Source organism: Cytobacillus firmus NBRC 15306, from assembly GCF_001591465.1.
Lineage (GTDB): Bacteria > Bacillota > Bacilli > Bacillales > Cytobacillaceae > Cytobacillus > Cytobacillus firmus.
Map to the genome: position 1 here is coordinate 58418 of NZ_BCUY01000006.1, position 25305 is coordinate 83722.

Annotated in this window: 29 protein-coding genes; 20 read left to right on the forward strand and 9 right to left on the reverse strand. The window is 42.7% G+C overall.

Features of this window, described 5'->3' with window-relative positions:
* Positions 1–67 precede the first annotated feature (67 nt).
* The 13 genes from BFI01S_RS03185 (at position 68) to BFI01S_RS03245 (ending at position 13263) form a co-directional block, all read left to right on the forward strand.
* Positions 68–2149, forward strand: coding sequence for a BglG family transcription antiterminator (locus tag BFI01S_RS03185; protein ID WP_061791303.1), 2082 nt, complete (start codon positions 68–70; stop codon positions 2147–2149).
* A 12-nt stretch (positions 2150–2161) separates the two neighbouring features.
* A complete protein-coding gene (locus BFI01S_RS03190) occupies positions 2162–3298 on the forward strand; it encodes a mannitol-1-phosphate 5-dehydrogenase (protein WP_061791304.1) in 1137 nt (378 codons plus the stop codon).
* 761 nt (positions 3299–4059) lie between these two features.
* A complete protein-coding gene (locus BFI01S_RS03195) occupies positions 4060–4779 on the forward strand; it encodes a GntR family transcriptional regulator (RefSeq protein ID WP_061791305.1) in 720 nt (239 codons plus the stop codon).
* 195 nt (positions 4780–4974) lie between these two features.
* Positions 4975–6060, forward strand: coding sequence for an ABC transporter substrate-binding protein (locus BFI01S_RS03200; protein WP_061791306.1), 1086 nt, complete (start codon positions 4975–4977; stop codon positions 6058–6060).
* A 16-nt stretch (positions 6061–6076) separates the two neighbouring features.
* The gene (locus tag BFI01S_RS03205; RefSeq protein ID WP_061791307.1) at positions 6077–7144 is read left to right on the forward strand and encodes an ABC transporter ATP-binding protein; all 1068 of its coding nucleotides are present in this window, start codon (positions 6077–6079) and stop codon (positions 7142–7144) included.
* Positions 7145–7149: 5 nt separating this feature from the next.
* Positions 7150–8058 (forward strand): ABC transporter permease, encoded by a 909-nt coding sequence (locus BFI01S_RS03210; protein ID WP_061791308.1) that lies wholly within the window; start codon positions 7150–7152, stop codon positions 8056–8058.
* The gene (locus BFI01S_RS03215) at positions 8055–8855 is read left to right on the forward strand and encodes an ABC transporter permease (protein WP_061791309.1); all 801 of its coding nucleotides are present in this window, start codon (positions 8055–8057) and stop codon (positions 8853–8855) included. Before BFI01S_RS03210 ends, BFI01S_RS03215 begins: the two co-directional genes overlap by 4 nt.
* A gap of 15 nt (positions 8856–8870) precedes the next feature.
* Positions 8871–9194, forward strand: a complete 324-nt coding sequence (locus BFI01S_RS03220) for a (2Fe-2S)-binding protein (protein ID WP_061791310.1) — start codon at positions 8871–8873, stop codon at positions 9192–9194.
* Entirely contained in the window at positions 9184–10263 is a 1080-nt protein-coding gene (locus BFI01S_RS03225) for an NAD(P)/FAD-dependent oxidoreductase (protein WP_061791311.1), read from the forward strand. Before BFI01S_RS03220 ends, BFI01S_RS03225 begins: the two co-directional genes overlap by 11 nt.
* A gap of 20 nt (positions 10264–10283) precedes the next feature.
* Positions 10284–10625 (forward strand): (2Fe-2S)-binding protein, encoded by a 342-nt coding sequence (locus BFI01S_RS03230; RefSeq protein WP_235831082.1) that lies wholly within the window; start codon positions 10284–10286, stop codon positions 10623–10625.
* Positions 10626–11699 carry an NAD(P)/FAD-dependent oxidoreductase gene (locus BFI01S_RS03235; protein ID WP_061791313.1) on the forward strand — a complete coding sequence of 358 codons (1074 nt, stop codon included), beginning with the start codon at positions 10626–10628 and terminating at the stop codon, positions 11697–11699.
* 86 nt (positions 11700–11785) lie between these two features.
* Positions 11786–12118: a DUF1904 family protein gene (locus tag BFI01S_RS03240; protein WP_061791314.1), complete on the forward strand. Its 333-nt coding sequence runs from the start codon at positions 11786–11788 to the stop codon at positions 12116–12118.
* A 17-nt stretch (positions 12119–12135) separates the two neighbouring features.
* Positions 12136–13263 carry an NAD(P)/FAD-dependent oxidoreductase gene (locus BFI01S_RS03245; protein WP_061791315.1) on the forward strand — a complete coding sequence of 376 codons (1128 nt, stop codon included), beginning with the start codon at positions 12136–12138 and terminating at the stop codon, positions 13261–13263.
* 53 nt (positions 13264–13316) lie between these two features.
* Here BFI01S_RS03245 and BFI01S_RS03250 read toward each other — a convergent pair whose 3' ends face one another.
* From BFI01S_RS03250 to BFI01S_RS03270, 5 genes are all read right to left on the reverse strand, one after another.
* Positions 13317–13445 carry a YvrJ family protein gene (locus BFI01S_RS03250; protein WP_061791316.1) on the reverse strand — a complete coding sequence of 43 codons (129 nt, stop codon included), beginning with the start codon at positions 13443–13445 and terminating at the stop codon, positions 13317–13319.
* A gap of 75 nt (positions 13446–13520) precedes the next feature.
* Positions 13521–13739: a DUF2922 domain-containing protein gene (locus BFI01S_RS03255; protein ID WP_061791317.1), complete on the reverse strand. Its 219-nt coding sequence runs from the start codon at positions 13737–13739 to the stop codon at positions 13521–13523.
* 44 nt (positions 13740–13783) lie between these two features.
* Positions 13784–14002, reverse strand: a complete 219-nt coding sequence (locus tag BFI01S_RS03260; RefSeq protein WP_061791318.1) for a DUF1659 domain-containing protein — start codon at positions 14000–14002, stop codon at positions 13784–13786.
* Between the two features lie 62 nt (positions 14003–14064).
* Positions 14065–14553 (reverse strand): sigma-70 family RNA polymerase sigma factor, encoded by a 489-nt coding sequence (locus BFI01S_RS03265; RefSeq protein WP_061791319.1) that lies wholly within the window; start codon positions 14551–14553, stop codon positions 14065–14067.
* Between the two features lie 185 nt (positions 14554–14738).
* Entirely contained in the window at positions 14739–15545 is an 807-nt protein-coding gene (locus BFI01S_RS03270; protein ID WP_061791320.1) for a hypothetical protein, read from the reverse strand.
* A gap of 391 nt (positions 15546–15936) precedes the next feature.
* Here BFI01S_RS03270 and BFI01S_RS22855 point away from each other — a divergent pair, with 391 nt between their 5' ends.
* The 4 genes from BFI01S_RS22855 (at position 15937) to BFI01S_RS03285 (ending at position 17847) form a co-directional block, all read left to right on the forward strand.
* The gene (locus BFI01S_RS22855; RefSeq protein WP_156478324.1) at positions 15937–16074 is read left to right on the forward strand and encodes a hypothetical protein; all 138 of its coding nucleotides are present in this window, start codon (positions 15937–15939) and stop codon (positions 16072–16074) included.
* 3 nt (positions 16075–16077) lie between these two features.
* Positions 16078–16473, forward strand: coding sequence for a hypothetical protein (locus BFI01S_RS03275; RefSeq protein WP_061791321.1), 396 nt, complete (start codon positions 16078–16080; stop codon positions 16471–16473).
* Positions 16474–17065: 592 nt separating this feature from the next.
* The gene (locus BFI01S_RS03280) at positions 17066–17413 is read left to right on the forward strand and encodes a DUF3221 domain-containing protein (protein ID WP_061791322.1); all 348 of its coding nucleotides are present in this window, start codon (positions 17066–17068) and stop codon (positions 17411–17413) included.
* A gap of 32 nt (positions 17414–17445) precedes the next feature.
* The gene (locus BFI01S_RS03285; protein WP_061791323.1) at positions 17446–17847 is read left to right on the forward strand and encodes a hypothetical protein; all 402 of its coding nucleotides are present in this window, start codon (positions 17446–17448) and stop codon (positions 17845–17847) included.
* A gap of 127 nt (positions 17848–17974) precedes the next feature.
* On the opposite strand, the gene BFI01S_RS03290 is transcribed toward BFI01S_RS03285, so the two are convergent.
* Genes BFI01S_RS03290 through BFI01S_RS03305 form a run of 4 tightly spaced genes read right to left on the reverse strand, consistent with a single transcriptional unit; the run spans position 17975 to position 20942 of the window.
* On the reverse strand, positions 17975–18340 hold the full coding sequence (locus BFI01S_RS03290) for a metal-dependent transcriptional regulator (RefSeq protein ID WP_235831083.1): 366 nt from the start codon (positions 18338–18340) through the stop codon (positions 17975–17977).
* Between the two features lie 31 nt (positions 18341–18371).
* Positions 18372–19313 (reverse strand): metal ABC transporter solute-binding protein, Zn/Mn family, encoded by a 942-nt coding sequence (locus tag BFI01S_RS03295; RefSeq protein WP_061791325.1) that lies wholly within the window; start codon positions 19311–19313, stop codon positions 18372–18374.
* Positions 19314–19338: 25 nt separating this feature from the next.
* A complete protein-coding gene (locus tag BFI01S_RS03300) occupies positions 19339–20196 on the reverse strand; it encodes a metal ABC transporter permease (protein ID WP_061791346.1) in 858 nt (285 codons plus the stop codon).
* Positions 20196–20942 (reverse strand): metal ABC transporter ATP-binding protein, encoded by a 747-nt coding sequence (locus tag BFI01S_RS03305; RefSeq protein ID WP_061791326.1) that lies wholly within the window; start codon positions 20940–20942, stop codon positions 20196–20198. The genes BFI01S_RS03300 and BFI01S_RS03305 overlap by 1 nt, the downstream gene beginning before the upstream one ends.
* A gap of 341 nt (positions 20943–21283) precedes the next feature.
* Between BFI01S_RS03305 and BFI01S_RS03310 the strand changes: the two genes are divergently transcribed.
* Genes BFI01S_RS03310 through BFI01S_RS03320 form a run of 3 tightly spaced genes read left to right on the forward strand, consistent with a single transcriptional unit; the run spans position 21284 to position 25292 of the window.
* Positions 21284–21862: a glycerol-3-phosphate acyltransferase gene (locus BFI01S_RS03310; protein WP_061791327.1), complete on the forward strand. Its 579-nt coding sequence runs from the start codon at positions 21284–21286 to the stop codon at positions 21860–21862.
* 3 nt (positions 21863–21865) lie between these two features.
* Positions 21866–23476 carry an aminotransferase class V-fold PLP-dependent enzyme gene (locus BFI01S_RS03315; protein ID WP_061791328.1) on the forward strand — a complete coding sequence of 537 codons (1611 nt, stop codon included), beginning with the start codon at positions 21866–21868 and terminating at the stop codon, positions 23474–23476.
* Entirely contained in the window at positions 23463–25292 is a 1830-nt protein-coding gene (locus BFI01S_RS03320; RefSeq protein WP_061791329.1) for an LTA synthase family protein, read from the forward strand. The genes BFI01S_RS03315 and BFI01S_RS03320 overlap by 14 nt, the downstream gene beginning before the upstream one ends.
* The last annotated feature ends 13 nt before the right edge of the window (positions 25293–25305 follow it).

The following is a 25305-nucleotide window of genomic DNA, read 5'->3' on the forward strand; positions in this document are numbered from 1 at the left end:
AAAAGCGTCCTTATGCGCTTTTCTTTTCCTCGTTTATTGTCACTAATTTTAGAAATGAGCTGATCTCATGTATATTACATCGAGGGAAAAAGCCATTATTGAATTGATTATTAAAACATCGGGGAAGCATACGGCATTGTCGATTGCTTCTTCCTTGAATGTCAGTGCAAGAACGATTCAGAGGGACTTAAAGGCAGTTGAGAAAATTGTCAATGAGTTCGGACTGACCTTAACCCGGAATGTGAATCAGGGACTTGTCATTGAAGGGAAAAACGAGCAGATTTTCAGGCTGATCCAGCATTTGACCAATAGTGAACCAATCGATGAGCTCCCTCAGGAAAAGAAGCTGCGCCTTCTTTTGGCCATACTTGAGGAAGACGTTTATAAGACTCAGGTGCTTGCCGGCTACCTCGGCATCAGCACGGCAACTTTGACAGCCTACCTGGACGAACTTGCTGAATGGCTATCCCTTTACAGGGTGGGCTTGACGAGAAAGCGTGGTGTCGGCGTAGAACTTCATGGAACGGAAGCAAATAAAAGGATGGCGCTTGCCCAATTTCTCCTGCAATTCTTTCATGAAGAATTAATTGAGAAATTATTTTTGCTGGAAAAAGGGAAGCTTGGTGAAGACAGGATTCTGCACTACTTTGAAGCGGATGATCTCCGCCATGTAAACAGCACCGTTCAGACTGTATTTAAGGGCGCACCTGCCCGGTTTGCGGATAGCGGTTATCTGGAGATTGTGCTGCATACGTGCATATCACTAAAAAGAACGCTCAGCGGGTTTCCGGTGGAACGGAAGGATCTTCCGGAGGCAGAGGTTACGATTGAATACGAATTGATCCAGGAGGTCACAAGCAGGCTCGGACAGGCTTTTGACTGTGCGTTTTCTGAGGGGGACGTTCTATACCTGGCGCGTATACTTAAAGGCACCAAATGGAGCGGGGCGGAGGCTTTTCCGTACGACAGCATTGTACTCGCCCATATGATCAGGAACGTGATTAAATCAGTTTCGGAACAGCTCCATGTGGATTTGAACAAAGATTTTTCCTTATTTCAGGGACTGCTCGCCCATATGGAGCCATCTCTATACCGGATCAAGCAGAATATGGGGTCTTATAACCCGCTTCGAGAGGAAATCAAGCGTAAGTATCCGGTTCTGTTCATGGCTGTGAAAAATAGTCTTGAAGAGGAGTTTACGGATATTGATCAATTTTCCGATGACGAGATTGCGTTTATCGTCCTTCATTTCGGTTCCGCCCTTGTGATGCAGGAAGAGCATCTTTCCATAAAGGCGCTTCTCATTTGTCCGACAGGCATCGGCACCTCCAAGATGCTGAAAAGCAGGCTGAAAAAAGAGGTGGCTGAAATTGATGTCATCGAAATCAAATCGATTAAGGAAATGTCAGAGGGTGCAAATCTGAAGGAATATGATCTGATCCTTTCTACTGTCAGGCTCCCTTTTATACATGCAGAGTATATATTGGTGAACCCGCTATTAAGTGAAGAAAATATTGTTACGATTAAAAACTATTTGAAGAACAATATTGAAAGCCTAACAAAAGGAAAACATTATCTGGAACAGCCGGAGGGCGGTCACCAGAGCCAAGTCTCATTAGACTCCATGCTTGAGGAGATAAGAGATATTCAGGAGAGCATCCAGTCTCTGATTCAAAACTTCCGGTTTTACCGGATGGATGGGGAAACAAGCCAGGAGCAGATTCTCGCAAAAATGCTGGCGAACGCAGAAGGAGATCAGCTGCTGACAAATCCTGAAGATGTGCTTCAATCGTTAAGGGAGCGGGAACATAAAGGCGGCCTTGGCATTCCTGAAACAAATATGGCTCTCTTTCACGTGCGCAGTCAAAACGTCCGTAGGCTTATTTTTCAAATTGCCCACCTGCAAGACCCTTGCCTGGTAAAGGGAATGGACGGAAAAGAAGTGGCAATGAAAAACCTCCTGCTTATGCTGGCGCCAGACGAGCTAAGCAGAAGAGAGCAGGAAATAGTAAGCTTAATCAGCACGAATATCATTGAGACAGAGGAAGCGATATTACTATTTTCTTCCGCAAACGAAGAGATGATCTTCAAGAAGCTGGAATCGATTTTTACAGAATACCTCCAATCTCATTTTAAACTAAACCGGTAAAGGAATGATTCGATGAAACAGGCAGTGCATTTTGGAGCAGGAAACATAGGAAGAGGATTTATCGGAGCATTATTTTCACAGTCAGGCTACCATGTGACATTTGTCGATATTGCTGAAGGGATTATCAACCAATTAAACGAAGAAAAACAATATAAAGTGATACTGGCTGCAGATGAACAGGAAAGCTTAATCATTGAAAATGTGTCAGGATTGAACAATCTGACGCAGGAGGCTGAAGTGATTGAGGCCATTAAACAGGCTGATTTCTTAACGACAGCCATTGGGCCCAATATCCTTCCGCGGATTGCGCCGTTAATGGCGAAAGGCCTGGCTGCCAGAGCAGAAGCAGGAATTAACGAGAAGCTTTATGTCATCGCATGTGAAAATCAGATCTCGGCAACTGATTTATTAAAAGGATATATTTTGGAGAATCTGGAGAGCGGTATTAATCTTGAGAATGTATCATTCTTAAACTCCGCTGTTGACCGGATTGTCCCTATTCAAAACAATCAGGGATCACTCGATGTTCTGGTTGAACCGTACCATGAATGGGTTGTCGAAACAACTGAAGACATTCCGCATATTGAAGGAATGAAGATTGTTCCGGAGCTTGCGCCGTTTATCGAAAGAAAGCTGTTCACGGTTAACACAGGACATGCGGTTATTGCGTACTTCGGCTACCTGGCAGGGAAAGAAACCATCGACCAGACACTTGCTGACGGGGACATTTACAAGCAGGTGCAGGCAACACTAGGCGAAACAGGTGCCTATTTAATAGATCGCTATGATCTGAATCCGGACGAACATCAGAAATATATCGATAAAATTATCGGCCGTTTTGAGAATGCCCGCCTGAATGACGGTGTCACGCGAGTCGGCCGTTCACCAATAAGGAAGCTTGGACCTGAAGACAGACTGGTCCGCCCGGCACTGCAGGCCCAAAAAGCAGGTTTATCTTACACAAACCTCGCAAAAGCTATTGCTGCGGCGCTATTGTTTGATAGCAGGGAAGATGACGAAGCGGTAAAACTCCAGGAGATGATTCAAGACAACGGAGTGCAGTTTGTGCTGAAAGAAGTTTGCGGACTGGAAGAATCAGGCGAGCTTGCTAAAGAAGTACTGAAACAGTATGAATTGTTGAAAAAATAAATGGATTTAAGGCTGCTGAAATGTTCGGCAGCCTTATTTTTTGTGGGATTTTCGGTGGGTGGAAAATAGGTTTCATGGAGGGGTCATGAGGACCAAAATGGGTGGAGAGGTGATGAAATGGTCGTCATGGAGGGCTCATGAGACCCAAAAGGGTTGGAGAGCGGAGAAACTGGTCTCCATGGAGAGCTCATGAGGCCCAAAGTGGGTTGGGTGCAGAGGAAATGGTCGTTATGGAGGGCTCATGAGACCCAAAAGGGTTGGAGAGCGGAGAAACTGGTCTCCATGGAGAGCTTATGAGGCCCAAAGTGGTTTGAGTGCGGAGGAAATGGTCGCCATGAAGGACTCATGAGACCCAAAATTCATGAAGTCCATAAATTCCGTCTTCATAAGGAGGCAAGGAGAATTGATCTCTGGTAATACAGACGAAATGCCGAATCAAGCCAGTAAAATGGGATTTAATCAAAGGAAATAAAGACGAAAACTCGGAGCTGTCTGTCAAAATGGGAGTTAATCAAAGGGAATAAAGACAAATCCCAAAGCCAATAATCAGAAGGGGTGTTAACCAGAAGCAGCAGCGCCGAAACAATGAGATTTTTTAATACTGATGATAAATCAAAGTGTGCACTGGACAATGCTGTTTAACTTATATACTCGTTCTAAATATTAAATTTTCAAAAAATATTGACAACTAATCTAAAAACAGATAAATTATAAAATAATATAAAGTTATAACATTATACTCTTTAAAGGGAGATACATAAATGCAGATAGATAAAAGTTTACATATACCCCTATATAGACAAGTAGAGCAGATTCTGGAAGAAAAAATCATTTCAGGCCAATGGGAGGTAGGGAGCCAGCTGCCGACTGAGCAGGAGCTGTCCGATCGATTCGATGTCAGCACCATTACGGTAAAAAGAGCTGTGATTGAGCTTGTGAATAAAGGTTATCTCTTCAGACAGCGAGGCAAGGGAACCTTTGTATCCGGAGCTGCTAAAGAGCAGGACCTCAATTCCATTATTTCGCTTTCCACCGGTTCGGAACAGGAACATCCGCATGAAATGCTGAGCTTTAAATATGAAACAGCAGGTTCTGAAATTGCGCAGAAGTTAAGGATTGATCCTGAGGATGAGGTGATCAAAATTGAGAGATTAAAAGTGGAAAACAATGATCCTCTCGCACTGGAATATACTTATCTTCCAGCGGAGAAATGTCGGGGGCTTACACCTGAAATGATCAATAACGACTTAATTTTTAACATTTTAAAAAGCAGATTTCATATAGCGCTAAGCAGAGCTAAGGTATTTATCCGGCCCTATATTCTTCCTGAACACCAGGCCAGGCTGCTTCAGGTGGAACCGGGAACTCCTGTATTTGAGTGGGAGCGTACTACATACACAAAGCAGGAGGATATTATAGAGTTTTCCAAGTTCTATATCCGCAGTGATAAAGAGGTTTACTATACAGAGGTTCAATTGTAAAAAAGCACGCTAAAATCACATATGGTCATTTCTGAATATAAAAGATATAAAGTTATAATATTATATCTTTATATTTTATATAAAAATTATAATCTCTTTAATTTAAAGCAAAAAGGAGGTATCGCTTTAACAAGTCTTCATCTTAGAACAGCTCCTTAAGTTCACAAAAGCAAAACTAAACGAGGGGGAAATGAGTTGAAAAAGAAAGCTTATTTGGTGTTATTGCTTTGTTTATTGCTTGTCACGGCTGCAGGATGCAGCGGCCAAACAGGAAGTTCTGCAGATGAAGGATCAGGAAAAAGTGATGAAAAGACACTTGTCTTAGCGGCATATGGAGGAAGCTATGAGCAAAAGATGAAGGAGGACTTGATCCCTAAGTTTGAGAAAGAGCATGGCGTAAAGGTGAAATATATTACGGGAAGCTCTGTTGATACCTTATCCAAGCTTCAGGCACAAAAGGATAATCCTCAAATTGATGTGGCATTCCTTGATGATGGTCCTCAAGCTCAGGCAAAGGCGTTTGGATTGCTGGCGCCATTGGATGAGAGTGTGGTTACGAATCTGGCAGATGTCTATGATATTGCAAAAGACAAAGATAATGTCGGTGTAGGATTTGGAATCATTTCAACCGGCTTGGCTTATAACAAGGATGTCTTCGAACAGAATGGCTGGGAACCGCCTGCATCATGGAATGATTTGGCCGATCCAAAGTTTAAAGGAAAACTAGTATTGCCATCCATTGCCAATACGTACGGAGTTCATTTTCTTCTTATGACAGCAATTACCAATGGAGGAAGTGAAGAGAATATTGAACCAGGTTTTAAAAAGATGAAGGAAATTGCCCAAAATGCCATTACTTTTGATAAAACAGCCGATGTTTCCAATTACTTCCTCCAGGGACAGACAGTTGCCAGTGCATGGGGAAGCAGCCGGGTGTTTACCCTTCAGGACAGCGGATTCCCGATTGAGTATGTCATTCCGGAAGAAGGGGCTCCGGCCTTGATGGCCACCGTTAGTGTGGTGAAGGATGCTCCAAATGGGGATCTTGCACAGGAATTTGTCAATTTCGTTTTGGATGAAGAAGCACAGCTTCTATTTGCCAACTCCTTGTTTGACGGTCCGGTTAATAAGAATGTGAAGCTTGAAGGAGACATCGTCGATAAAGTGGCTTATGGGGAAGAGGAGATTGCCAAATTGATCAAAGTCGACTGGGAAACTGTTAATGCAAAACGGGCTGAGTGGACAGAACGGGCCAATAAAGAAATCGAAGTAGCCCATTAAAAGAGAGGGGAAACGAATGAGTTACTTAAGCCTGGAAAACGTGGTCAAGACATTTAATAAAACAGAAGTGGTTAAAAAGCTCAGCCTTGACATCCAAAAAGGGGAACTGGTCTCCTTTTTGGGGCCTTCGGGCTGTGGAAAAACAACAACGCTGAATATGATCGCAGGATTTTTAGAAGTGGATGGTGGGAAGATTGAAGTGGACGGGAAACCCGTTCACTTGCTTCCTCCCTATAAAAGAGAAATGGGCATGGTGTTCCAAAATTATGCTTTGTTTCCGCACATGACCGTTTTTGATAATGTCGCCTATGGGCTTAAGCTTCGAAAGGTGCCAAAAACTGAAATCAGCAAAAGGGTGCTTGAAGCATTGGAGATGGTTCGTCTGGATGGCTATGAAAAACGATATCCAAAAGAACTTTCCGGAGGACAGCAGCAGCGTGTATCATTGGCGAGGGCCCTGGTCATTAAACCGAAGGTGCTTCTCCTTGATGAACCGCTGAGCAATCTTGATGCCAAGCTCCGCCAGGAAATGCGTGAAGAAATTGTTGAAATCCAAAAGCAGGTGGGGATTACAACCATATTTGTCACACATGATCAGGAAGAAGCATTGGCCATTTCGGACCGGATCGCGGTCATGTATGAAGGGCGGATTGAACAGGTTGATGATCCGGCTTCCATCTATAACCATCCAAAGACTGACTTTGTTTCTCAGTTTATAGGGGAAGTGAACCACATCCAGGGGAAAGTCCTTGAAACCTATGAAAATAAGAAATGCAAAATGCACTTCTTTGGGAATGAACAGATCGTTTCAGTTCCATCGGTGAAGAATTCCGAAGTTCACTTTTTCATCCGGCCTGAAAAAATCCAAATTGCATTAGCCGAATCAGATGAGTCTTTTCAAACCAGGGTGGAACGGAAAATGTTTCTTGGAGCCAAGACCAGATACATTTTGAAGGTGCAAGATCGTCATCTCATTGCAGATATTTCCAATACTGTTATAAATCCCACGGAAATAAAAGAAGGAAACAGTGTCTACACTTATTGGAACCCAGAAGACCTGCTGCCTTCGAGAATGGCGAGGTGACTCACATGCAAGCCGGAATCGGAACGGAACATGACTTATTGCTTCAGCAAAAGAAAAAGAATATGAATAAAAAACGGCTTGATACGTGGCTGCTTTTACTTCCGACGCTGGGAATCTTCATTTTCTTCTTTTTGCTGCCATTGTTTTTCTTATTTATGACAAGCTTTAAAAATTTTGATGCCAGCACAGGAGTGGGAAATGAATGGACGCTCCAGAACTACATCAAGTTCATGTCAGATCCTTTTTATCTTGGGGTGGTTTGGCGCACTGTAAAAATCGCACTTTTAACAACATTGATCACTATCATTATCTCTTACCCGGTAGCTTTTCAGATTTCAAGATCAAAAGGAAGAGCCAGAAATTATTTGACCCTCCTGGTGCTTTCCCCGCTTCTGATCAGCATGGTTATCAGCTGGGTGATTCTTTTATCAAACAATGGTGTAGTCAACACTACACTATTAAAGATGGGCTGGATTGATCAGCCTTTAACCCTCTTATACACCGAATTGAGTGTGGTCATCGGGATGGTGCATGTTCTTTTCCCGTACATGGTGCTGAGCATCATGGGATCTCTTGAAAAAATAGACCCTTCTGTCATCAGAGCCTCGCAGAACCTTGGGGCCAGCTCCTTCAGAACTTTCTTTTCCATTTTGCTCCCGTTAACCTTGCCTGGTGTTTTTGCAGGTTCCGTAATGGTATTCAGCTTAAGCGTCAGCTCATTTGTTACACCAGCCATTCTTGGCGGTCCGCAGGTGAAGGTTATGTCCTATTTAACGTATGAACAGGTAGCTGTCATGCTGAACTGGCCGTATGGAGGCGCAATCGGCTTCCTGCTGATCCTGATTGCCACCATTACCATCATCGCATACAGCAAAATCCTTGCCAGGTCTGAGAAAGGAGTGGCCATACAATGAGCAGGAAGCTGCCCAAGTATTTCTTTAACTTTGTTTGTTTACTGGTTTATATTTTCCTGCTGGCTCCAATCGTGGTTGTATTGCTTTCCTCGTTAACAACTACCGAATACATTGTATTTCCGCCAGAAGGCCTGACCCTCAGATGGTACACAGAATTAATTGAACATCCTGAATTTATGCAGTCGTTTACACTGAGCATAATTGTGGCGTTAGGAACTGCCATTATTGCCACTGCCATTGGCACTTTGGCTTCACTTGCGTTCGTCCGGCGCCAATTTAAAGGGAAGACAGCGATTGTTCAATTAGTGGGTTCGCCTCTCTTGATTCCATCGGTCGTGTTTGGTGTGGCCCTCTTGCAGTTTTACTCATGGATTGGTTTGGCTGCGAGCCCGCTTGCATTGATTTTGGGTCACATCATCTTAACGGTTCCTTTTGTGATGCGCCTGGTTGTTGCAAGCTTAGTAGGTTTTGACCGTTCTATCGAACAAGCAGCCCTGAACCTCGGAGCAGGACCGATGAAAGTTTTCTTTCAAATCACTCTGCCGATCATTAAATCAGGCGTGATAGCCGGCGCCATTTTTGCCTTTATCACTTCATTTGATGATTTAACAGTTGCTTTATTCATTGTCAGCACCGACGTTGTCACACTCCCTGTACGAATCTACACATATATGCAATACCAATATGATCCGATCATTACATCCGTATCAAGCATCATGATTCTTTTCACTGTCGTATTAATGCTCATAATTGAAAGAGTCCTTGGTGTTGGGAAAGTGTTTTCCTCGAAAAATTAGATAGGAGAGGTCTTTATGCACATTGAGAAACATCCCGTTCTCGGCAGGCAGCTTCACAAGCCTGTAACCATTTATTTCAATGACCAGCCATATCAGGCCTACGCGCAGCAATCTGTCGCTGCAGCGTTAATGGCAAACGGAATTAAGAAATTGGGTGTCAGCCGGAAGCTGGTCCAATCAAGAGGATTATTCTGCTCGCGCGGAAGATGCTGCAGCTGCTATATGACCATTGATGGTGAGGACCATGTACGAAGCTGCATGACAGAAGTTGAAGATGGAATGAGAATAAACTCTAATATGGATGACCCCGAGGTAAGGAGGGAAATTAATGCAGACTGATGTACTGATCATTGGTGGCGGTCCTGCAGGCTTATCGGCAGCAATTGAGGCGGCATCAAGGGGGCTTGATGTAACCATTGTTGACGAAGCTAACCAGCTTGGCGGGCAGCTAAACCAGCAGACTCAAGAGCTGCGTCCGCTTCCTTCTATATATGAATCCATGCGCGGCTTTGAATTGGCACATAAACTAATCGAGCAGATTAAGGATTATAATGTGAGGCAGCTCCTGAATCACCGTGTTGTCGGATTTTACGCTGATGGAAGTGCCGGAATTACCGATGAAGAAAATGTATTTCCTGTAAATGCAAAAAAGATTATAGTGGCTTCCGGAGCAGCTGAAAAGGCTGTTGCTTTTCCAAAATGGACCATGCCGGGGATTATGACAATCGGTGCTGCACAGACATTGATCAATCGTGATTTTGTGATGCCTGGGAGAGAAGCTGTGATTGTGGGCTCCAGTGATTTTGCCATGGAAACGGCCATACAGCTGATGGATGTGGGCATTCGGGTGAAAGCAATCATAGAAAAACAAAGCGGAACTGCAGCAAAAGAGCAGGAAAAAGTGAGTGAACTGACGCGAAAAGGAATTCCATTTTATTTTAATAGTTTTATAAAAGAAGCAAGAGGAAATGGGCAGGTGGAACAGATTGATGTTGCGCTGCCGGATGAAGTCATTACCCTGAATGTGGACCTCGTTTGTATGGATGGGGGCAGGGCACCCATACTGGATGTTTTTTATCAGCTGGGCTGTTCCTTTGGATTTCAAGAAGAGCTGGGCGGCTGGGTTCCGCAATATAATAATAGATTACAAACCGATAGGGAAGATGTATTCATAGCCGGGAATGCAGCTGGCATCAGTACTCATGGTCCGCTGCTTTTAACAGGAATGATTGCCGGCATCAGTGCAAGTGAAGAACTGCAGGCAATCAGCCATGCAGAGGCCCATGAGATGAGAGAGGCACTTTGGAAAGAACTCGGATTATTGGAGTACAAAGAAGTGTACAGCGGAAGGGTCAAGCATCTTGAGAACTTCGCAAGCCCAGTGCTGAAAGATCAATTTATCTCCTAGATAGGAAAAGAGAGAAGAAGGTGAATAAGTTGGATGATAAATCGACGATCATCTGCCGATGTGAAGAAATCAGCTGTGAAGAAGTGGAAGAGGTTATCAGCAATGGAGGAAGGACCTTTGATGATGTGAAGAGGATTACCCGGTGCGGAATGGGTCCTTGCCAGGCTAAAATCTGCACCAGCCTGGTGGCAGAAATTATTCACCAGCAGACTGGGCTGTCACTTTCAGAGATTCCGCTGCCGAGAATGAGGATGCCTATATCCCCTATTAAGCTTGAAACACTGGCAACGAACAGTACCTCCTTTAGTGCGGTCAAGTCTGTTCTGGATGAGGTGGAATTGGAAGAAGGGAAGGTGAGGTAATTGGAAACCAATTATGAAACAATTGTAATTGGCGGTGGTGTAGTAGGTAGCGGAATTGCTTACCACCTGTCTGAGCGGTACAAAGAAGGAGTGCTTGTGCTTGATAAAAAATACCCCATGTCAGGAACCTCCGGATCCACCCAGGCCTGGGTATGGGTACATAATAAAACACCTTCCTGGTATGCTGAATTTAATATGTACAGTGCGGAACTCTATCCTTATCTATCTAAAAAGATCGGAGACGTAGAATACAAGCGGACAGGGGGCCTATCGCCTTTTTTCAATGAAAGTGACCGTGAAAAGGCACTAAAGCTCGCGGAATCTTATCGAAAAATCGGCATCAAAATCAAAGTGTTATCCAGGGAAGAAGTTCTAGAAAAAGAGCCCTATATGAATCCGGAAGTAGCGGGGGCTACCTACAGCTCCATTGATGGCAATGTCAATCCATTCCGCTTGATTGATATGTACATGCGAGCAGCTAAAAGAAATGGCGTCCGGTATTCTACTTATAATAAAGTAACAGAGATTAAAAAGCAGGATGGAAAATATTCAGTTGTATCAGATAAGGGTGCGTTTGAATGTAAAAACCTTATTCTTGCTGGCGGAACCTGGTCGAGAGAAATAGGTGACATGCTTGGAGTTAAGATTCCTGTTAATCAATTAAGAGGGCAGATCCTGGTGTCTGAACCATTAAAGCCTTTCTTGAATTTTACAATCAGCGGATTAAGGCAGGCAAACAATGGTGAGGTACTGATGGGTTATTCAATGGAAGAAGCTGGTTTTAATCGGGCAACAACGCTTGATGTCATTCAGGAAACAGCCAATATGGCAGTCCGTTATGTTCCTGGATTAAGAAAAGCTAAAATTGTCCGCGCCTTTTCCGGAATCCGGGCAATGCCTGAGGACGGTTTTCCGATTCTTGGTAAAGTGCCAGGCCATGAAAACCTTTATGCAGCAGCGACCCATAGCGGAGTTACACTTTCTCCCTTAATAGGAACGTTAATAACAGAGTTAATCATGGATGGAGAAACGTCCATTCCGATCGACAGGTATTCTTTAAGCAGATTTGGTTAGAGTGAATCTTATTAAGTTATAATATTATAACTTTTTTATTCCAGTTGTCTGGAAAATATTATGTAAATAAGTTTGGAGGAAATAAGATGCCTCATTTGTTTATAAGGGGAATTTCAGTGGATCAGACGAAGGAAATCAGTACCGAGCTGGTGAAAGACCTGGCTCTGCTTTGTGACTGCGGAGAAGATAACTTTACATTGGAAGTTTTGAATTCAACTTTTGTGTTTGATAAAAAAGTAGTTTCAGCATATCCATTTATAGAAGTAAAGTGGTTTGACAGGGGCAAAGCAGTTCAAAATCAATTTGCAGGGATTGTTTCGAATCATGTTCAGTCGCTTGGAGTGCCGGAGGTTGAGGTGGCATTTACAGCATTTTTAGAGGCTGATTATTATTTGAATGGGAAGAGTTTTGCGGATTAAAAGGAGGGAGTTCAGCCATGAAAATAGCAGTCATAGGCTCCGGAATTGTCGGTTCCAGTGCAGCCTATCACCTTTCCAGAGAAGGTGCAGAGGTAGTCATTATTGATAAAGCACACCAGGGACAGTCAACAGCAGCAGGTGCAGGAATTATTTGCCCGTGGATTTCCAGAGTGGATCATAAAGATTGGTACACCATTGCAAAACGTGGAGCTCTTTACTATCCATCTTTAATAGCAAATCTTAAACAAGATGGTGAAGAGAATTTTGGATATGGAATGGTAGGAGCTCTGGCAGTCAGCAGCAGTTCTGATGAGCTGGATGAGATCGAGGAAAGTGTTCGCCAAAAAAAAGCTGAAACCCCAGAGGTTGGGAAGATTATGAGATTAACAGCAGCGGAAGCCAGGGAACTTTATCCGCCGCTCCGGGACGATCTGCAGGCTGTTCATGTTACGGGTGCAGCCAGATTGGATGGCAGGCAGTTAAGGGACGCCATGCTAAATGGTGCAAAAAAACATGGTGCTGCCATAATTGAAGGTGAAGGTGACCTTGTATATCATAATAATAAAGTTACAGGAGTAAAAGTGAACGGGGATGTCATTGCTGCCGATGCAGTTATCGTTGCTGCAGGTGCATGGGCTAAGGACTTACTTGCACCGTTAGGCATTGACCTTAAAATCGAGCCTCAGCGCGGGCAAATTGCCCATCTGGAAATGAACAGTGTGAACTCTTCCAGCTGGCCGGTTGTTCTTCCGCAAAGCACTCATTACTTAGTAGCTTTCGACCATTCTAAAGTGGTGGCTGGAGCTACCAGGGAAACGGGATCCGGGTTTGATTATAGATTAACGGCGGCAGGTGTGAAAGAAGTTCTGGATGAAGCATTAAGGGTTGCACCAGGATTAGCTGAAAGCACGCTAAAAGAAGTAAGGATTGGCTTCCGTCCGGCTGGACCTGATATTTTGCCGCTGCTGGGTACGGTTCCTGCTGCAGAGGGGCTGGTTATCGCCACAGGATTAGGGGCATCAGGGCTTACGATGGGACCTTATGTGGGCACCCTGGCTGCAAATCTTGCTTTGAAAAGGGAGTTGGAACTGGATCTGTCACCTTATGATCCATTAAGAAAAGGCTTGGAAGCAGGAATAAAGTGAACTAGTATCTAGAAAAGGCTGCCATACTGATTTATGGCAGCTTATTGGTTTTCCTATTCCTTCAATCGATCCGGCAATCCCTGAATGGACGACACAACAACATCAAGTTTGGCTTCAATTCGATTCAGCAGAAAAAGGGTGACGACGATCGGGAAGCCGAGCTCGCTGATTAATGTGACCATTGTTCCATGGCAGCTGCTCCTTTCTGGCGAGTAGTGTAAAAATGGCCGGTTTCCAAGGAATCCGGCCACTGATGATTATACTAATTCATATTCAGTTACATTCCGTTCAACTAATCTGGCACTTTCCGCTAAAACCAAATCTCCGCCATTGCCATCAAATGCGTTGGCAGCAATGATTTGCTCCATGGCTGCTTTTACAGCAGCAGGATCAATCGGTTCAATCGGGTTATCAACGGATAGTTTCGTTGGCTTGCCCAGTTCAGAGATGAAAGTCATTTCTAATGATTTAGCCATTTAATATTCCCTCCTTATGTTTTTGGTTTTTTAATAGATTGTGTTTAGCCTAAAATATCGAAGCTGTCATTTCTGTTGATTTCAGCTAATGGATAGCTGCTAAGTCCGGCGATCGCCTGTCCAACTGTGAAAAGCTGGTCTGCTGTGGCCGATTGCTTTACGCCGCTGTAGGTTTTTGATTTGTGAACCGGCTTGCCCTGCCCATTAAGGCCTGTTTCAAATACCAGCCTAAGTTTGGAATCAGTGATTACTGCTTGTGCCATCTTGGGTCACCTCCTTTCACCTTTTATATACATTTTGGAGGGCGAAAAGGACAGGGTGAATTTTAATTAAGTTGCAAAATTTTCTTCAGCTTCTCACGTGCACCTTGCCGCCAGTTTTTGACTGCAGACAGGGAGACTCCTTCTTTTTCAGCAATTTCCCTGATTGATAGCCCATCATATAAAGTATATTGGAGCCATTTCATTTGATTTTCAGATAACATTCCGCATTTTTTGTAAAGTTCTTGTGTGAGCTCTGGGCTGGGGGCTGGTGAGGTGTCTTCGATCATTTCCCAGAAGTCTTCCTCTGGATAGATATACCGATCAATTTGGCTTGTTTGCCTCGTTAATTCGTTCATCATTTTTCCTTTTACCATTCCATAAGCATAGGAAAATAAGTTCCCTTTTTCATCGTCATGATTTTTCCACGCCTGCCAAAGTGTGATTAAACCCAGCTGGTGGAATTCCTCAGTATTTTTATAGATGTTCAATTTATGCATGATGTCATGAATCATAGGCTCATATTGTGCTGATATCTGTTCAAAACTCTCCATGAAAATGTCCCTTCAAGGAAAGCGCGCTCTCTGTGTATTCCCGGGTAGCTCAAACATATCCTGACAGCTAATTTTTTACGAATCCAGTAAAAGTCGTAAATCCGCCTTTTACTCCCCCTGATTCCGGAGTTAAGGGGTCTAAGTATGAAGTTAGGGGGTCTAACTCCCAGCAAAGGGGCAGTTAGCTACTTTTTGTAAAAAAAATTTAGCGAAAAGGCATTGTCTTCAGCCGGAAACCCCATTTCATGCAATTCTTCAAAGTATTTTTCTTCAAATTTCTTATTCAGGATTCCGTAGAAATAAGCAGCGGGCTTAGCGATGGCGCTGGTTTTCATTTTCCTGATCAGCTGCTTAAAGGAATGGATGACTGTTTCTAAAATAGTGTTCAACTCACAATTATTTTTATAGGCTGCAAGTGATGCCATTCTCCAAAACTCCTCTATCTGCTTGGCTTCCGAAAAAAAGCACTTTACGGTGCTGATGAATGATTGTGGTACACGGTCACTCGTAAAAGTGTGATCAAGGACGGTTTCGTTACGTTTAGTAATCTTTTGATTTTTATTAGTTTTAGAAAGATTGATAGTTTTATTAGGGCGGTCCAATTTATCTTTCTTAGGTGGTTCACTCTTTGGAAAACGATTAAAAACATATAAGTTGCTGGACTGTGAGCCGTTTTTTCTCTCAGTTTCATGAACAGTAAAAATACCGATCTCTGCTGCCTTGGCAATCATTCTTTTAAAAGTGGAGCGGGAAATACCATTGCCGTGATACTCTTCGTGAATCGCTTTTAAAACAGTGCCAATCTTGGCATTGGATACCCCCGGGATTTTTGCAGCAAAACGAACCAGCCTCTTTAAACCAGCCAGCTCTCCCTTTGAAAACTTGTCTTTATGCACCGCAAGCCACATTTCCAAATGGGCATTAAACTCCTGAAGATCTTTAAACTGAGAAAACTGTTCAAACTGCTCGACTCTGCCTGATTTCAAATTCATAAAATTCCACCACCCTTTCACCTTCTATATACAAATCAAGGAGGGATTTGGACAGGGTGGTTTTGGGAAGGGTGTGACAGATTTGTGAACGGGGGTTTTGTAAAGTGCCATAAAAAATTTATGTAGACGAAAAAGAAGGGACCCGTGTATAAATGGTCTCCATTAGAGATTTAAGAGGACCGGAGCCCGAGTGAAAATCGTCGCCATAAGAGGTGCATGATGCTGAAAAGTGATTACCCAAGTAAAAATGATAGACATAGGCGGTCCCACAAATTTCATATGTCATCTACTTGACATTGATAATCATTGTCACTTAAAATAAATTTTATCAATGATAATCATTATCAATCGAGATAATTTTCATAATACATCCACTATGAAGGAGGGAGCTATGTCGATTGAACAATATATTTGCGGCTGGTGTGGTTATCTAGCGGATATGGAAGCTGATGAATGTAGCGATGACAGCTGCCCTTGCTGCGGTTTGGATCTTATCGGAGCAGCTGAATTTGACATGTGGGAGAGTTGAATAATGAGTGAACTTTATATCGCAATACAGCAATTTGAACATCAAGTCGATTGCTTTTGTCCTGATGCTGATCATATGAATATACTGCACTTTCAAAAGGGAGATTTAATTGAGGTTACTCCTGACCGAAAATACACATTTTTGGGATGGTATGCACTTGTGGTGATTAATGGCCAGCAGGTGTTTTACATGGCAATTGAGGATATAGAGAGGTATATTAGAAATGAAAACATATCATCACAGTTAGATATAGACCTGAAAATTAATTATCTGCAGTATAAAATTGATCAGGATCTTGAAGCGGGGGACAAAGACTCTTTTTCTGAGAATAGCAGAAAGCTTAGCGAAACCTGCAGCCTGAAAGAGGAATTGGAATATTATTTAGCAAAGGCCATTTAATCTGAATAAAATCATAAAGCTGGCGTGAGAGCGTTAGCTTCTTTGTTCTCCATTGGGAAAACTGCTGCTCAATATTTCAAAAAAAAATCCCCCATGGGGAATGAAAGAGTAACTCATTATTTTGATTTTTTCTCATTTGACTTTTCCTTTTGAAGCTTTTCTTTTTCAAGACGCTCCGCATCCTTCTTGAACGCCTCCATCGCTTTGTAAAAAAGGAGAGTCATCGTTTTTCACCTCCTTGTCCTCTTACTTCGTTAATTTCTTACATATTCCTTTGGATTTTCAATAATTGTTAACATTTGGCAGGTATTCATGGATTTTAAGAGAATTCATTTCTTAGGTATGGTGCTTACGTTTTTTAAAAATTTATTAAAGAATATTATTGCAATTTGTTTCTGCATTTAATAGGGCTTCATAGGTTGCAGTATGATTTTAAAGCTGAAAAATATCTTGGGGCAACACGCGCTGATAATGCCGCAATGAGAAAAATAATGGAAGCGAATGGATGTACACAGGATAGCAATTCTGTTATTTCCTTAATGTATTCTTTTTCGGGATGCTGTAAGAAAACATAATTGGAGAGAATAGAACAATGAAAAGAGCATTAGCCATTTTTATCTTAATTATTGTATTGCTGCTGATTTGGTTTATAGGGATATTCAGTCAGCAGGCTCAGGTGAATGAGGGAACGGCAGCAATGGAAGGAACAATCGTCATGAAAGAGAATGTAATACTGCTTATTGAAGATAAGGGGTTTACGGAGACAGATGCAAAAGCACGATCCGTTGATGAATTAATAGGAAAATATAAATCTGTCTATAAGTTGAATAATGCTGTTTTAACCGGTATAAAGAGTGGAGATAAAGTGAAAATCTGGTACTCAGAAATACTGGAATCTTTCCCGGCACAAGTCAATGTGTTAAAAATAGAGAAGTTGTAATAGAAAGAATGTTTTTGAGGGGGTTTTTCAAAATGGAACAATACACAGGCTTTTTCATTACACTGATGCTTATTTTTATAATTGTCGTTTTCAGCAAGTATATTGTCTGGTGGGTAAAAAGTGTCCTTGTGGCTTACTATATTGTGGTTTCCTATTATTTTATTACCGTAAAAAACAGGATTGATAAGGAATTCGAAGGAATATCCCCAGTGCCTGATGCTTATTGGGACCAGAACTCAGGATGGGTTGACACAATCACAAATTATCTGTTCCTACCGCTTGCAGCGATCCTGGTTTTCATTTATGTTAAGTGGTTTACCAAAACGCAGAGCAGGAAGGCTAAAATTCTTATACTAATTAGTTTGATTCCATCTGCTTTGCTGTATATGTTTTTTCTGATTTTATTTTCGTTTGCATACGGGTACAGACCTTAAAATTTTTTGGGGACCTAGAGAACATGGAAAATATGTGGAAAAGATCTGCCTGATAGATTGAACGGTTAAACGAATGACAAGCCAGATTTAATCAGAAAAAAACGCTTGAATGTGTTCAATGAACACCTCAGGCGTTTTTCTTATGTTTTTCTATAAAGCTCTGAATTTTAAAAATAACTTCCGATCCAAGATGCATTTCCGATTCTCTAACTTTCTGCGGGATCTGTTTCTCTTCAACCCCAATTAACTCCATTAAAACCTGATGATCCTGGAATAGCTTTTTGCCCATTTCTGCTCCCCGTTTTGTCAGAGTAACGGTTCCATAGGGCTGAAAGTAAATGTAATCGTCCTCTTTAAGCTTTCCGGCCATTTTAGAGGCAGCCGAGGCGGTGACCTTCAATCCCTTGGCAATGCCGGAAATGGTTGCATGCCCATGTGCTTCCTGCAGGATATAAATTTCCAGAATATATCTCTTTATACGAATGGGGATCACATGTTTCACCTGCTTGCTGGAATCGTGTGATTTATTGCTTCGTCAAACCTTCTTTGATGGTTTTAATATTCCATTCCATCATCGAGATGTACGTATCGCCGTCTTCACCCGGCTTTGCCAGAGAGTCTGTAAATACTTTTCCCATGATCGGAACATTGGTTTCATCCGATACGGCTTCCATGCTTCTTGCGTCTATGCTGGTTTCCAGGAATAGTCCTGTAATCCCTTTTTCATTGATGATATCAACAATTCTTGTAATTTGTTCTGGTGTTCCCTGGTTTTCCTGGTTGATTTCCCAGATGTATTCTGCCTGGAATCCGTAGGCTTCGCTGAAATATTTAAAAGCACCTTCACTTGTAACGAGAACCCGTTCAGATTCCGGGATTTCATTGAATTGTGCCACAGCTTCGTCATGCAGCTTTTGAAGCTTTGCAATATATTCTTCCGCGTTTTTTTCGTAAACCTCTTTATTGTCTGGATCTGCTTTAATGAGTCCATCTCTGGCATTTTCCGCGTATTTGATCCCATTGCGGATGTCGAGCCATGCATGGGGATCTTCTTCACTTTCCTTGCCTTTTGTAGTTAAATGCATGGCCTCAACGCCTTTACTCATCAGGAAGACCGGCGCATCTTCACTGTCTTTTCCGGCCGTTTCCATCAGCTTGTTGAACCAAGAGTTGCCGGCTTCGAGATTCAGGCCGTTATAAAATACAGCATCTGCATCCGTTGTTTTTTGCACATCTTCAGGAAGCGGGTCATATTCGTGGGGATTGGATCCGATTGGTGCCAGGCTATGAATCTCAACCAAATCCCCGCCTACATTTTTCACAATGTCATACACAATCGAATAGGTAGTGACAACGTGGATTTTTCCATCATTATCGGCTATGGTGCTCTTTCCGCTGCTGCAGGCTGACAATAATGACAGGGAAAGAAGGGAAGCAGCCAGTAAAAATAAGCCTTTTTTTAACATTGGGATAACCTCCTGATTTTTTTTATCACACTAATGAAGCTCTCTTCTTCTTTACTTTCAGCGTTTTCCATATCAGCCCATGCTTAGGGGAGAATAAGAAAACGAGAATGAAAATAGCGGTGGAAGATATGACGATCGTTGCTCCTGAAGCTAAGTTATAGGTGAAGCTGAAGTAAAGGCCCGTGATGGATGAAATCACCCCAATGCCAGATGCCAGGAAAATCATCATCCACAGCCGCTCGGTTAAAAGATATGCTGACGCTGCAGGGGTGATCAGCATCGCAACAACCAGGACAATGCCTACTGTCTGGAGGGATGCAACGGTTACCATCGTTAAGAGAGTCATTAGGAAATAATGTATGAATCGAACGGGCAGTCCGTATGCTGCGCCCATTGTCGGGTCAAATGATGTGACCAATAATTCCTTGTAAAAGAGGTAAACAGCCCCCAACACAATCAGGCTGATGCCCAATGTGATCCACATATCGGATGATCTTACTGCCAAAACATTCCCAAATAAAATATGGTAGAGATCAGTACTGCTTTTTAGCATCGTAATAATAATGATTCCTGAAGCAAATGCGGCCGTAAACATAATGCCAATTGAGGTATCATGCTTAATCCGGCTGTTTTGCGATACGAAGCCGATAGCGATCGCCGTGATTACACCGCTGATCACTGCCCCGAAGAAGAAATTGACACCCAGCATATACGAAATGGCGACGCCGGGAAGTACGGCATGTGATATGGCGTCTCCCATAAGAGCCATTCCCCTCAGGATGATAAAACAGCCAATGACTCCGCAGATAATGCCTACCATAACTGATGTTAATAGAGCTTTTTGCAGAAAACCATATTGCATCACCGCTTCAATAAAAGCCATCATAATGTCACCCCAATCTCATTCATAAATGCAAATTGCCCCTGGTATGCTTTTGTAATTACATCAGGTTTAAACACTTCTTCAACAGTTCCGAAACTGATCAATTCCTTATTTAGCAGGATTAACTGATTGAAATAATCGTTAGCCTTACTTAAGTCATGATGTACGACAATCACCGTTTTTCCCTGTCTGCACAGCTCCTTCAAAATGTTCACAATCGTTTCCTCGCTCGATACATCAACTCCAACAAACGGCTCATCCAGGAAAAAAAGATCGGCTTTCTGGGCAAGAGCTCTCGCCAGAAAAACTCTCTGCTGCTGGCCGCCTGACAGTTCACCAATCTGTCTTTTGCTGAATTCCTGCATGCCGACTCGCTGAAGGCATTCCATAGCCCATTCTTTATCCTTCTTCTTTGGACGCCGGAACAGTTTTAAATGGGGGTAGGTTCCAATAAGAACGGCATCAAGCACTGTGATGGGGAAATCCCAGTCTATGTCATTGCGCTGCGGGACATAGGCGATGCTTTTGCGCACTTCAGTGATGGGTTTTCCCATCACCTTTACTGCACCTTTATCCTTTGGTATGAGATTCAGCATGGCTTTTAGGAAGGTTGATTTGCCTGCGCCATTTGGTCCGATAATGCCCACCAGATTCCCGGTATTCACCGATAGGCTGACACCAGTTACCGCTTCATTACCAAAATAGGAGACGTGCAAATCCTGTATGGAGATAGCTGGATCGTTCATTTTTTTATCCTCCTTTATTTCCCAAACTTAAATGGATTCAAATTAATTGTATTTATACAATTTTAATTCATATGGAAAAGATTTATGGATTTAAATAAAAGTTTTGCCTTAATGCAAATTATATGCGAATGATAAACAATGTCAACATAAAAAATAATTATTTTACTTTAAAATTTAATGTTGGCATTAAAATAGCTGAATTATGATTTAAGGCTCTGGCAATCAACTTGTTTAATGGTAAAATTAGGTGAGTCACGGAAAAGTTAGATTGTAAATTTGTAAGTATATGAAACTTTTTACCCTTTTTGATCGTTTAATTAGTAGAAGGCGGGATAGGTTTTATGATCGAAGATGTCTGGTCCGCTCTGATCGTTATGGCCTTTTCTTACGCATTGGGCAGCATAACCGGAGCTTATTATGTGGTTAAATATTTGGCTAAAGAGGATATAAGGTATATAGGGAGCGGGAATGCCGGGGCTACCAATGCCGGAAGAGCATTCGGGAAGACTGGGTTTTTGCTGACCATAGCAGTTGATGCGGGAAAGACATGGGGAGCTTTATATGTGACTGGACTCTTGTTTGAGGGGGAAGGTGTATTCATACTTAGCGCTCTTTGCGTGCTCCTGGGCCATCTTTTTCCAATTCAGCTGGGGTTACATGGCGGAAAAGGAGTGGTTGTCTATCTGGCTTCTGCACTGTATCTGGAGCCGCTGACGATAGCAATCATGGCCATCACAATGGGAATCATGTTTGCATCATTTCGGAAGTATACATTATCGGGTTTTATCTCGATGGCTTCAATTCCCATAATAGCCTGGGTGATTGGGAATTCATTCATTATTGCGGCAGGACTGCTGCTGATGCTTATCATTGTCCTAATTTCCCATTCAAATTTCATCGTGCCTAAGCATAGGAGGTAAACAATGAATATTATCTGCAAAATCGCAGTTGATCATGATGAATTTGAACAAATTCATCAGCTGAACTATCAGACATTTGTGGAAGAAATTCCACAGCATAAGCAAAATGAAAATCAGCTCCTAATCGATAAATTTCATGAAGAAAATACATATGTGATTGCCAAGGCTGGTGAGGAAGTGGCAGGAATGATCGCCATTCGCGCGAAAAGGCCATTTTCGCTTGATTACAAACTTCCTAATCTCGAAGACTACTTGCCTGTAAAGGGGGAATGTTGCGAGGTACGCCTGCTGTCAGTCAAAAAGGAATACCGCAGCACCCGTGTTTTTTATCAGCTTTGTGAAAAGCTTGTGGAGCTTTGCCTTGAAAAAAATTATACGATGGCGCTGATCTCTGGGACGGTCAGGCAGCTGAAATTGTATAAGCGGATTGGCTTTTTGCCTTTTGGTCCTCTGACAGGAGAGGAGGGCGCCCATTTTCAGCCCATGTACTTAACAAAAGAGAATTTCGAACGTTCCACAAAAGCCTTTAAACGCTTAATGGCAAGAAGCTCAGAGGAGTCCGGGCAGCACTCGTTTTTGCCGGGCCCAGTCCCTATTCATGATAATGTGAAAAACGCTTTTGCTAAAGAAGCCGTATCACATCGTAATCATGACTTCATTGAGGACTTGAAGGAGCTGCGTTCTCACTTATGCAGGATGACAGGTGCCTCTTATGCACAAGTTATTGTCGGGACGGGAACACTTTCTAACGACCTTGTCGCTGCCCAGCTGAAAAACATGGAGGGGAATGGGCTGATACTCGCCAATGGTGAATTTGGCTATCGACTCATTGATCATGCCAGAAGATTTCAACTATCTTTTCAGACGATTGAAAAAGACTGGAATGAACCGATCCTGTATGAGGAAATTGCATACATGCTTACAGAAAATCCTTCTATAAACTGGGTCTGGACCGTCCATTGTGAAACCTCAACCGGGTATTTATTCGATATAAGCAGAATTCAGGAGCTATGTGCGAAGCATGGTGCCGAGCTTTGCGTGGATGCATGCAGTACAGCCGGAATCGTTCCGCTTAATCTAAAAGATATTTATATGGCATCCTCCGTCAGCGGAAAAGGATTTGGCTCGTACCCGGGACTTGCGATTGTATTCCATAGAGATAGAATAAAAGGGAACAGCAGTGTTCCCAGATACCTGGATTTAAAGATGTATGAGGACAATGAGAGCATTCCATATACCCATTCTTCCAATCTGGTCTACGCATTAAAAGAGAGTATAAAGCTGATAGATTATGAGAAGATAAACAGATTGTCTTTAAAAGTAAGGGAAAGGCTTGCAGACAGGGGTTTTTCCGTTCTTGGCGGGAACGATTATTCGCCAGGCATCCTTACTGTCCATTTGCCGGAGGGCATTTCCAGCAGGGAATTTGGCGACTTATGCAAACAGAAAGGAACTCTTCTAAGCTATGAAAGCGGGTACCTGCTTGAAAGAAATTGGGTTCAGGCGGCTCTGATGGGGGCACAGGAAGAAGAGAAGGTCATGGCTTCTATTGAAATGATGGCATGTATTTTCGAAAAACACTATGAAAAGCGGTATGATTATGAAGTTATTTAAAAAGCTTCCACCCATTTGGGCTGCCGTCATACTTATCTGGATCAAGACGGCTGCTGTATCTTTTATAGGATTCAATTTGCACCCGGAGAACTGGACTGATATTTTATTTATGCTATTAAGCCCGATTGGGGCCATAATGGTCATTCTTGGAATTCCTTATTATTTTAAGAAAGAGGTCAAACCGGGGGCTATTTTTGCAGCGATGGCAGTTCTGACCGGCATTCTTTTTGGGGACCTTCTTTATTATCGTTTCTATACCGATTTTGTTACCGTTCCGATCCTTTTTCAGTTTAAAAATGTCGGAGGGATTGGACCGAGTACTTTTGAATTGATCAGCCCGTGGGATCTTCTGTTATTGGCTGATCTGGCTGTTTTTTGGCTTTTCTATTTAAAAAGGAAATCAGCGGGTGAGCAGATTACAATTAATTCAAAAAGGCTCTATGGGGCTGTCAGTCTGATGTTTGTGCTGATAACCATCACTCTTGGCATGGTGAAAGTGCCTCATTTATTTTCGGAATCCTATAATCGACAGCAGCTTGTCAAGCACATTGGCTTGTATCAATATCATCTTTATGATATCGGCATCGCTGCAGCAAACCCGCTCAACCGCGCATTTGCCAGTGCAACGGATGCTCAGGCTTCTGCTAAGTATGTCCAATCACATGAAGATAAGCCCTCAGATTACTTTGGTGCCGCAAAAGGAATGAATGTCGTTCTGATCAGCATGGAGTCCACACAGAATTTTGTGATCAATCAGAAGGTGAATGGGCAGGAAATAACGCCTTTCCTGAATTCACTGATTGAAGACAGTTTTTATTTCAGCCGGGTCTATGATCAGACAGCACAGGGCAAAACATCGGACTCGGAATTCATGGTTGATACAGGCCTTTATCCTTTGTCCAGCGGCTCAGCATTTGTCAGGAAAACGGAAAACGCTTATCGGAGCCTGCCGCATATTTTAGCTGAGAAGGACTATTACACAGCTGTTTTCCACGGGAATGACGCTTCGTTCTGGAATCGGGAGGCCATGTATGATTCTTTAGGGTATAGTCGTTATTTTTCAAAAGCTGATTATCTGGTGACGGATGAGAACTCTGTGAATTACGGGATTAAGGATATCCCATTTTTCCAGCAATCCATTCAGCATCTGGATAACCTGCAAAAGCCTTTCTACGCAAGGTTTATCACATTAACAAACCATTTCCCGTTTTTGCTGGAAGAGGAAGATCAGTTTATCCCTGAGGCAAGCACGAGTGAAATGGTGGTCAATCGCTATGTCACAACCGTCAGATACCAGGATGAAGCCATTAAAACCTTCTTCGAGGACTTAAAAAAGAAGGGACTTTATGAAAATACGATGTTCGTATTGTACGGCGACCATTATGGCATCTCGGACAAATATGAGCATGGTGTGCTTGAACTGCTGGGACAGGGAGATACGATTGTGAACCGCATGCAGCTGCAGAGTGTGCCGCTGATTATCCATGTGCCAGGGGTGGAGGGCAAAACGTTCTTGAACCTTGGCGGGGAAATCGATATCAGGGCAACGATTCTTCATCTGCTCGGCATAAGTGCTGATGAAAATTTCAGCTTCGGGCAGAACCTGTTTACAAGAGATCCCGATCATCCCGTTACCTTCCGGGATGGAAGTTTCATAGCGAAAGACTATTTGTACAAAGCCGGTAAATGCTTCGATAGTAAATCGGAAGAAGAAGCGGATATTACAGGCTGTGAACCTTTAATGGATATCTCCAGGAAAGAGCTCGGCTTTTCTGATGATATTGTGCATGGGGATTTAATGAGGTTTATGGAGTAAATTTTTTGGAGGA

Bases quoted from the DNA above. Each gene is read 5' to 3' on its own strand.
- BFI01S_RS03185 (WP_061791303.1), top strand. From the start codon at position 68: ATGTATATTACATCGAGGGAAAAAGCCATTATTGAATTGATTATTAAA.
- BFI01S_RS03190 (WP_061791304.1), top strand. From the start codon at position 2,162: ATGAAACAGGCAGTGCATTTTGGAGCAGGAAACATAGGAAGAGGATTT.
- BFI01S_RS03195 (WP_061791305.1), top strand. From the start codon at position 4,060: ATGCAGATAGATAAAAGTTTACATATACCCCTATATAGACAAGTAGAG.
- BFI01S_RS03205 (WP_061791307.1), top strand. From the start codon at position 6,077: ATGAGTTACTTAAGCCTGGAAAACGTGGTCAAGACATTTAATAAAACA.
- BFI01S_RS03210 (WP_061791308.1), top strand. From the start codon at position 7,150: ATGCAAGCCGGAATCGGAACGGAACATGACTTATTGCTTCAGCAAAAG.
- BFI01S_RS03215 (WP_061791309.1), top strand. From the start codon at position 8,055: ATGAGCAGGAAGCTGCCCAAGTATTTCTTTAACTTTGTTTGTTTACTG.
- BFI01S_RS03220 (WP_061791310.1), top strand. From the start codon at position 8,871: ATGCACATTGAGAAACATCCCGTTCTCGGCAGGCAGCTTCACAAGCCT.
- BFI01S_RS03225 (WP_061791311.1), top strand. From the start codon at position 9,184: ATGCAGACTGATGTACTGATCATTGGTGGCGGTCCTGCAGGCTTATCG.
- BFI01S_RS03240 (WP_061791314.1), top strand. From the start codon at position 11,786: ATGCCTCATTTGTTTATAAGGGGAATTTCAGTGGATCAGACGAAGGAA.
- BFI01S_RS03245 (WP_061791315.1), top strand. From the start codon at position 12,136: ATGAAAATAGCAGTCATAGGCTCCGGAATTGTCGGTTCCAGTGCAGCC.
- BFI01S_RS03250 (WP_061791316.1), bottom strand. From the start codon at position 13,445: ATGGTCACATTAATCAGCGAGCTCGGCTTCCCGATCGTCGTCACCCTT.
- BFI01S_RS03255 (WP_061791317.1), bottom strand. From the start codon at position 13,739: ATGGCTAAATCATTAGAAATGACTTTCATCTCTGAACTGGGCAAGCCA.
- BFI01S_RS03260 (WP_061791318.1), bottom strand. From the start codon at position 14,002: ATGGCACAAGCAGTAATCACTGATTCCAAACTTAGGCTGGTATTTGAA.
- BFI01S_RS03265 (WP_061791319.1), bottom strand. From the start codon at position 14,553: ATGGAGAGTTTTGAACAGATATCAGCACAATATGAGCCTATGATTCAT.
- BFI01S_RS03270 (WP_061791320.1), bottom strand. From the start codon at position 15,545: ATGAATTTGAAATCAGGCAGAGTCGAGCAGTTTGAACAGTTTTCTCAG.
- BFI01S_RS22855 (WP_156478324.1), top strand. From the start codon at position 15,937: ATGTCGATTGAACAATATATTTGCGGCTGGTGTGGTTATCTAGCGGAT.
- BFI01S_RS03275 (WP_061791321.1), top strand. From the start codon at position 16,078: ATGAGTGAACTTTATATCGCAATACAGCAATTTGAACATCAAGTCGAT.
- BFI01S_RS03280 (WP_061791322.1), top strand. From the start codon at position 17,066: ATGAAAAGAGCATTAGCCATTTTTATCTTAATTATTGTATTGCTGCTG.
- BFI01S_RS03285 (WP_061791323.1), top strand. From the start codon at position 17,446: ATGGAACAATACACAGGCTTTTTCATTACACTGATGCTTATTTTTATA.
- BFI01S_RS03295 (WP_061791325.1), bottom strand. From the start codon at position 19,313: ATGTTAAAAAAAGGCTTATTTTTACTGGCTGCTTCCCTTCTTTCCCTG.
- BFI01S_RS03300 (WP_061791346.1), bottom strand. From the start codon at position 20,196: ATGGCTTTTATTGAAGCGGTGATGCAATATGGTTTTCTGCAAAAAGCT.
- BFI01S_RS03305 (WP_061791326.1), bottom strand. From the start codon at position 20,942: ATGAACGATCCAGCTATCTCCATACAGGATTTGCACGTCTCCTATTTT.
- BFI01S_RS03310 (WP_061791327.1), top strand. From the start codon at position 21,284: ATGATCGAAGATGTCTGGTCCGCTCTGATCGTTATGGCCTTTTCTTAC.
- BFI01S_RS03315 (WP_061791328.1), top strand. From the start codon at position 21,866: ATGAATATTATCTGCAAAATCGCAGTTGATCATGATGAATTTGAACAA.
- BFI01S_RS03320 (WP_061791329.1), top strand. From the start codon at position 23,463: ATGAAGTTATTTAAAAAGCTTCCACCCATTTGGGCTGCCGTCATACTT.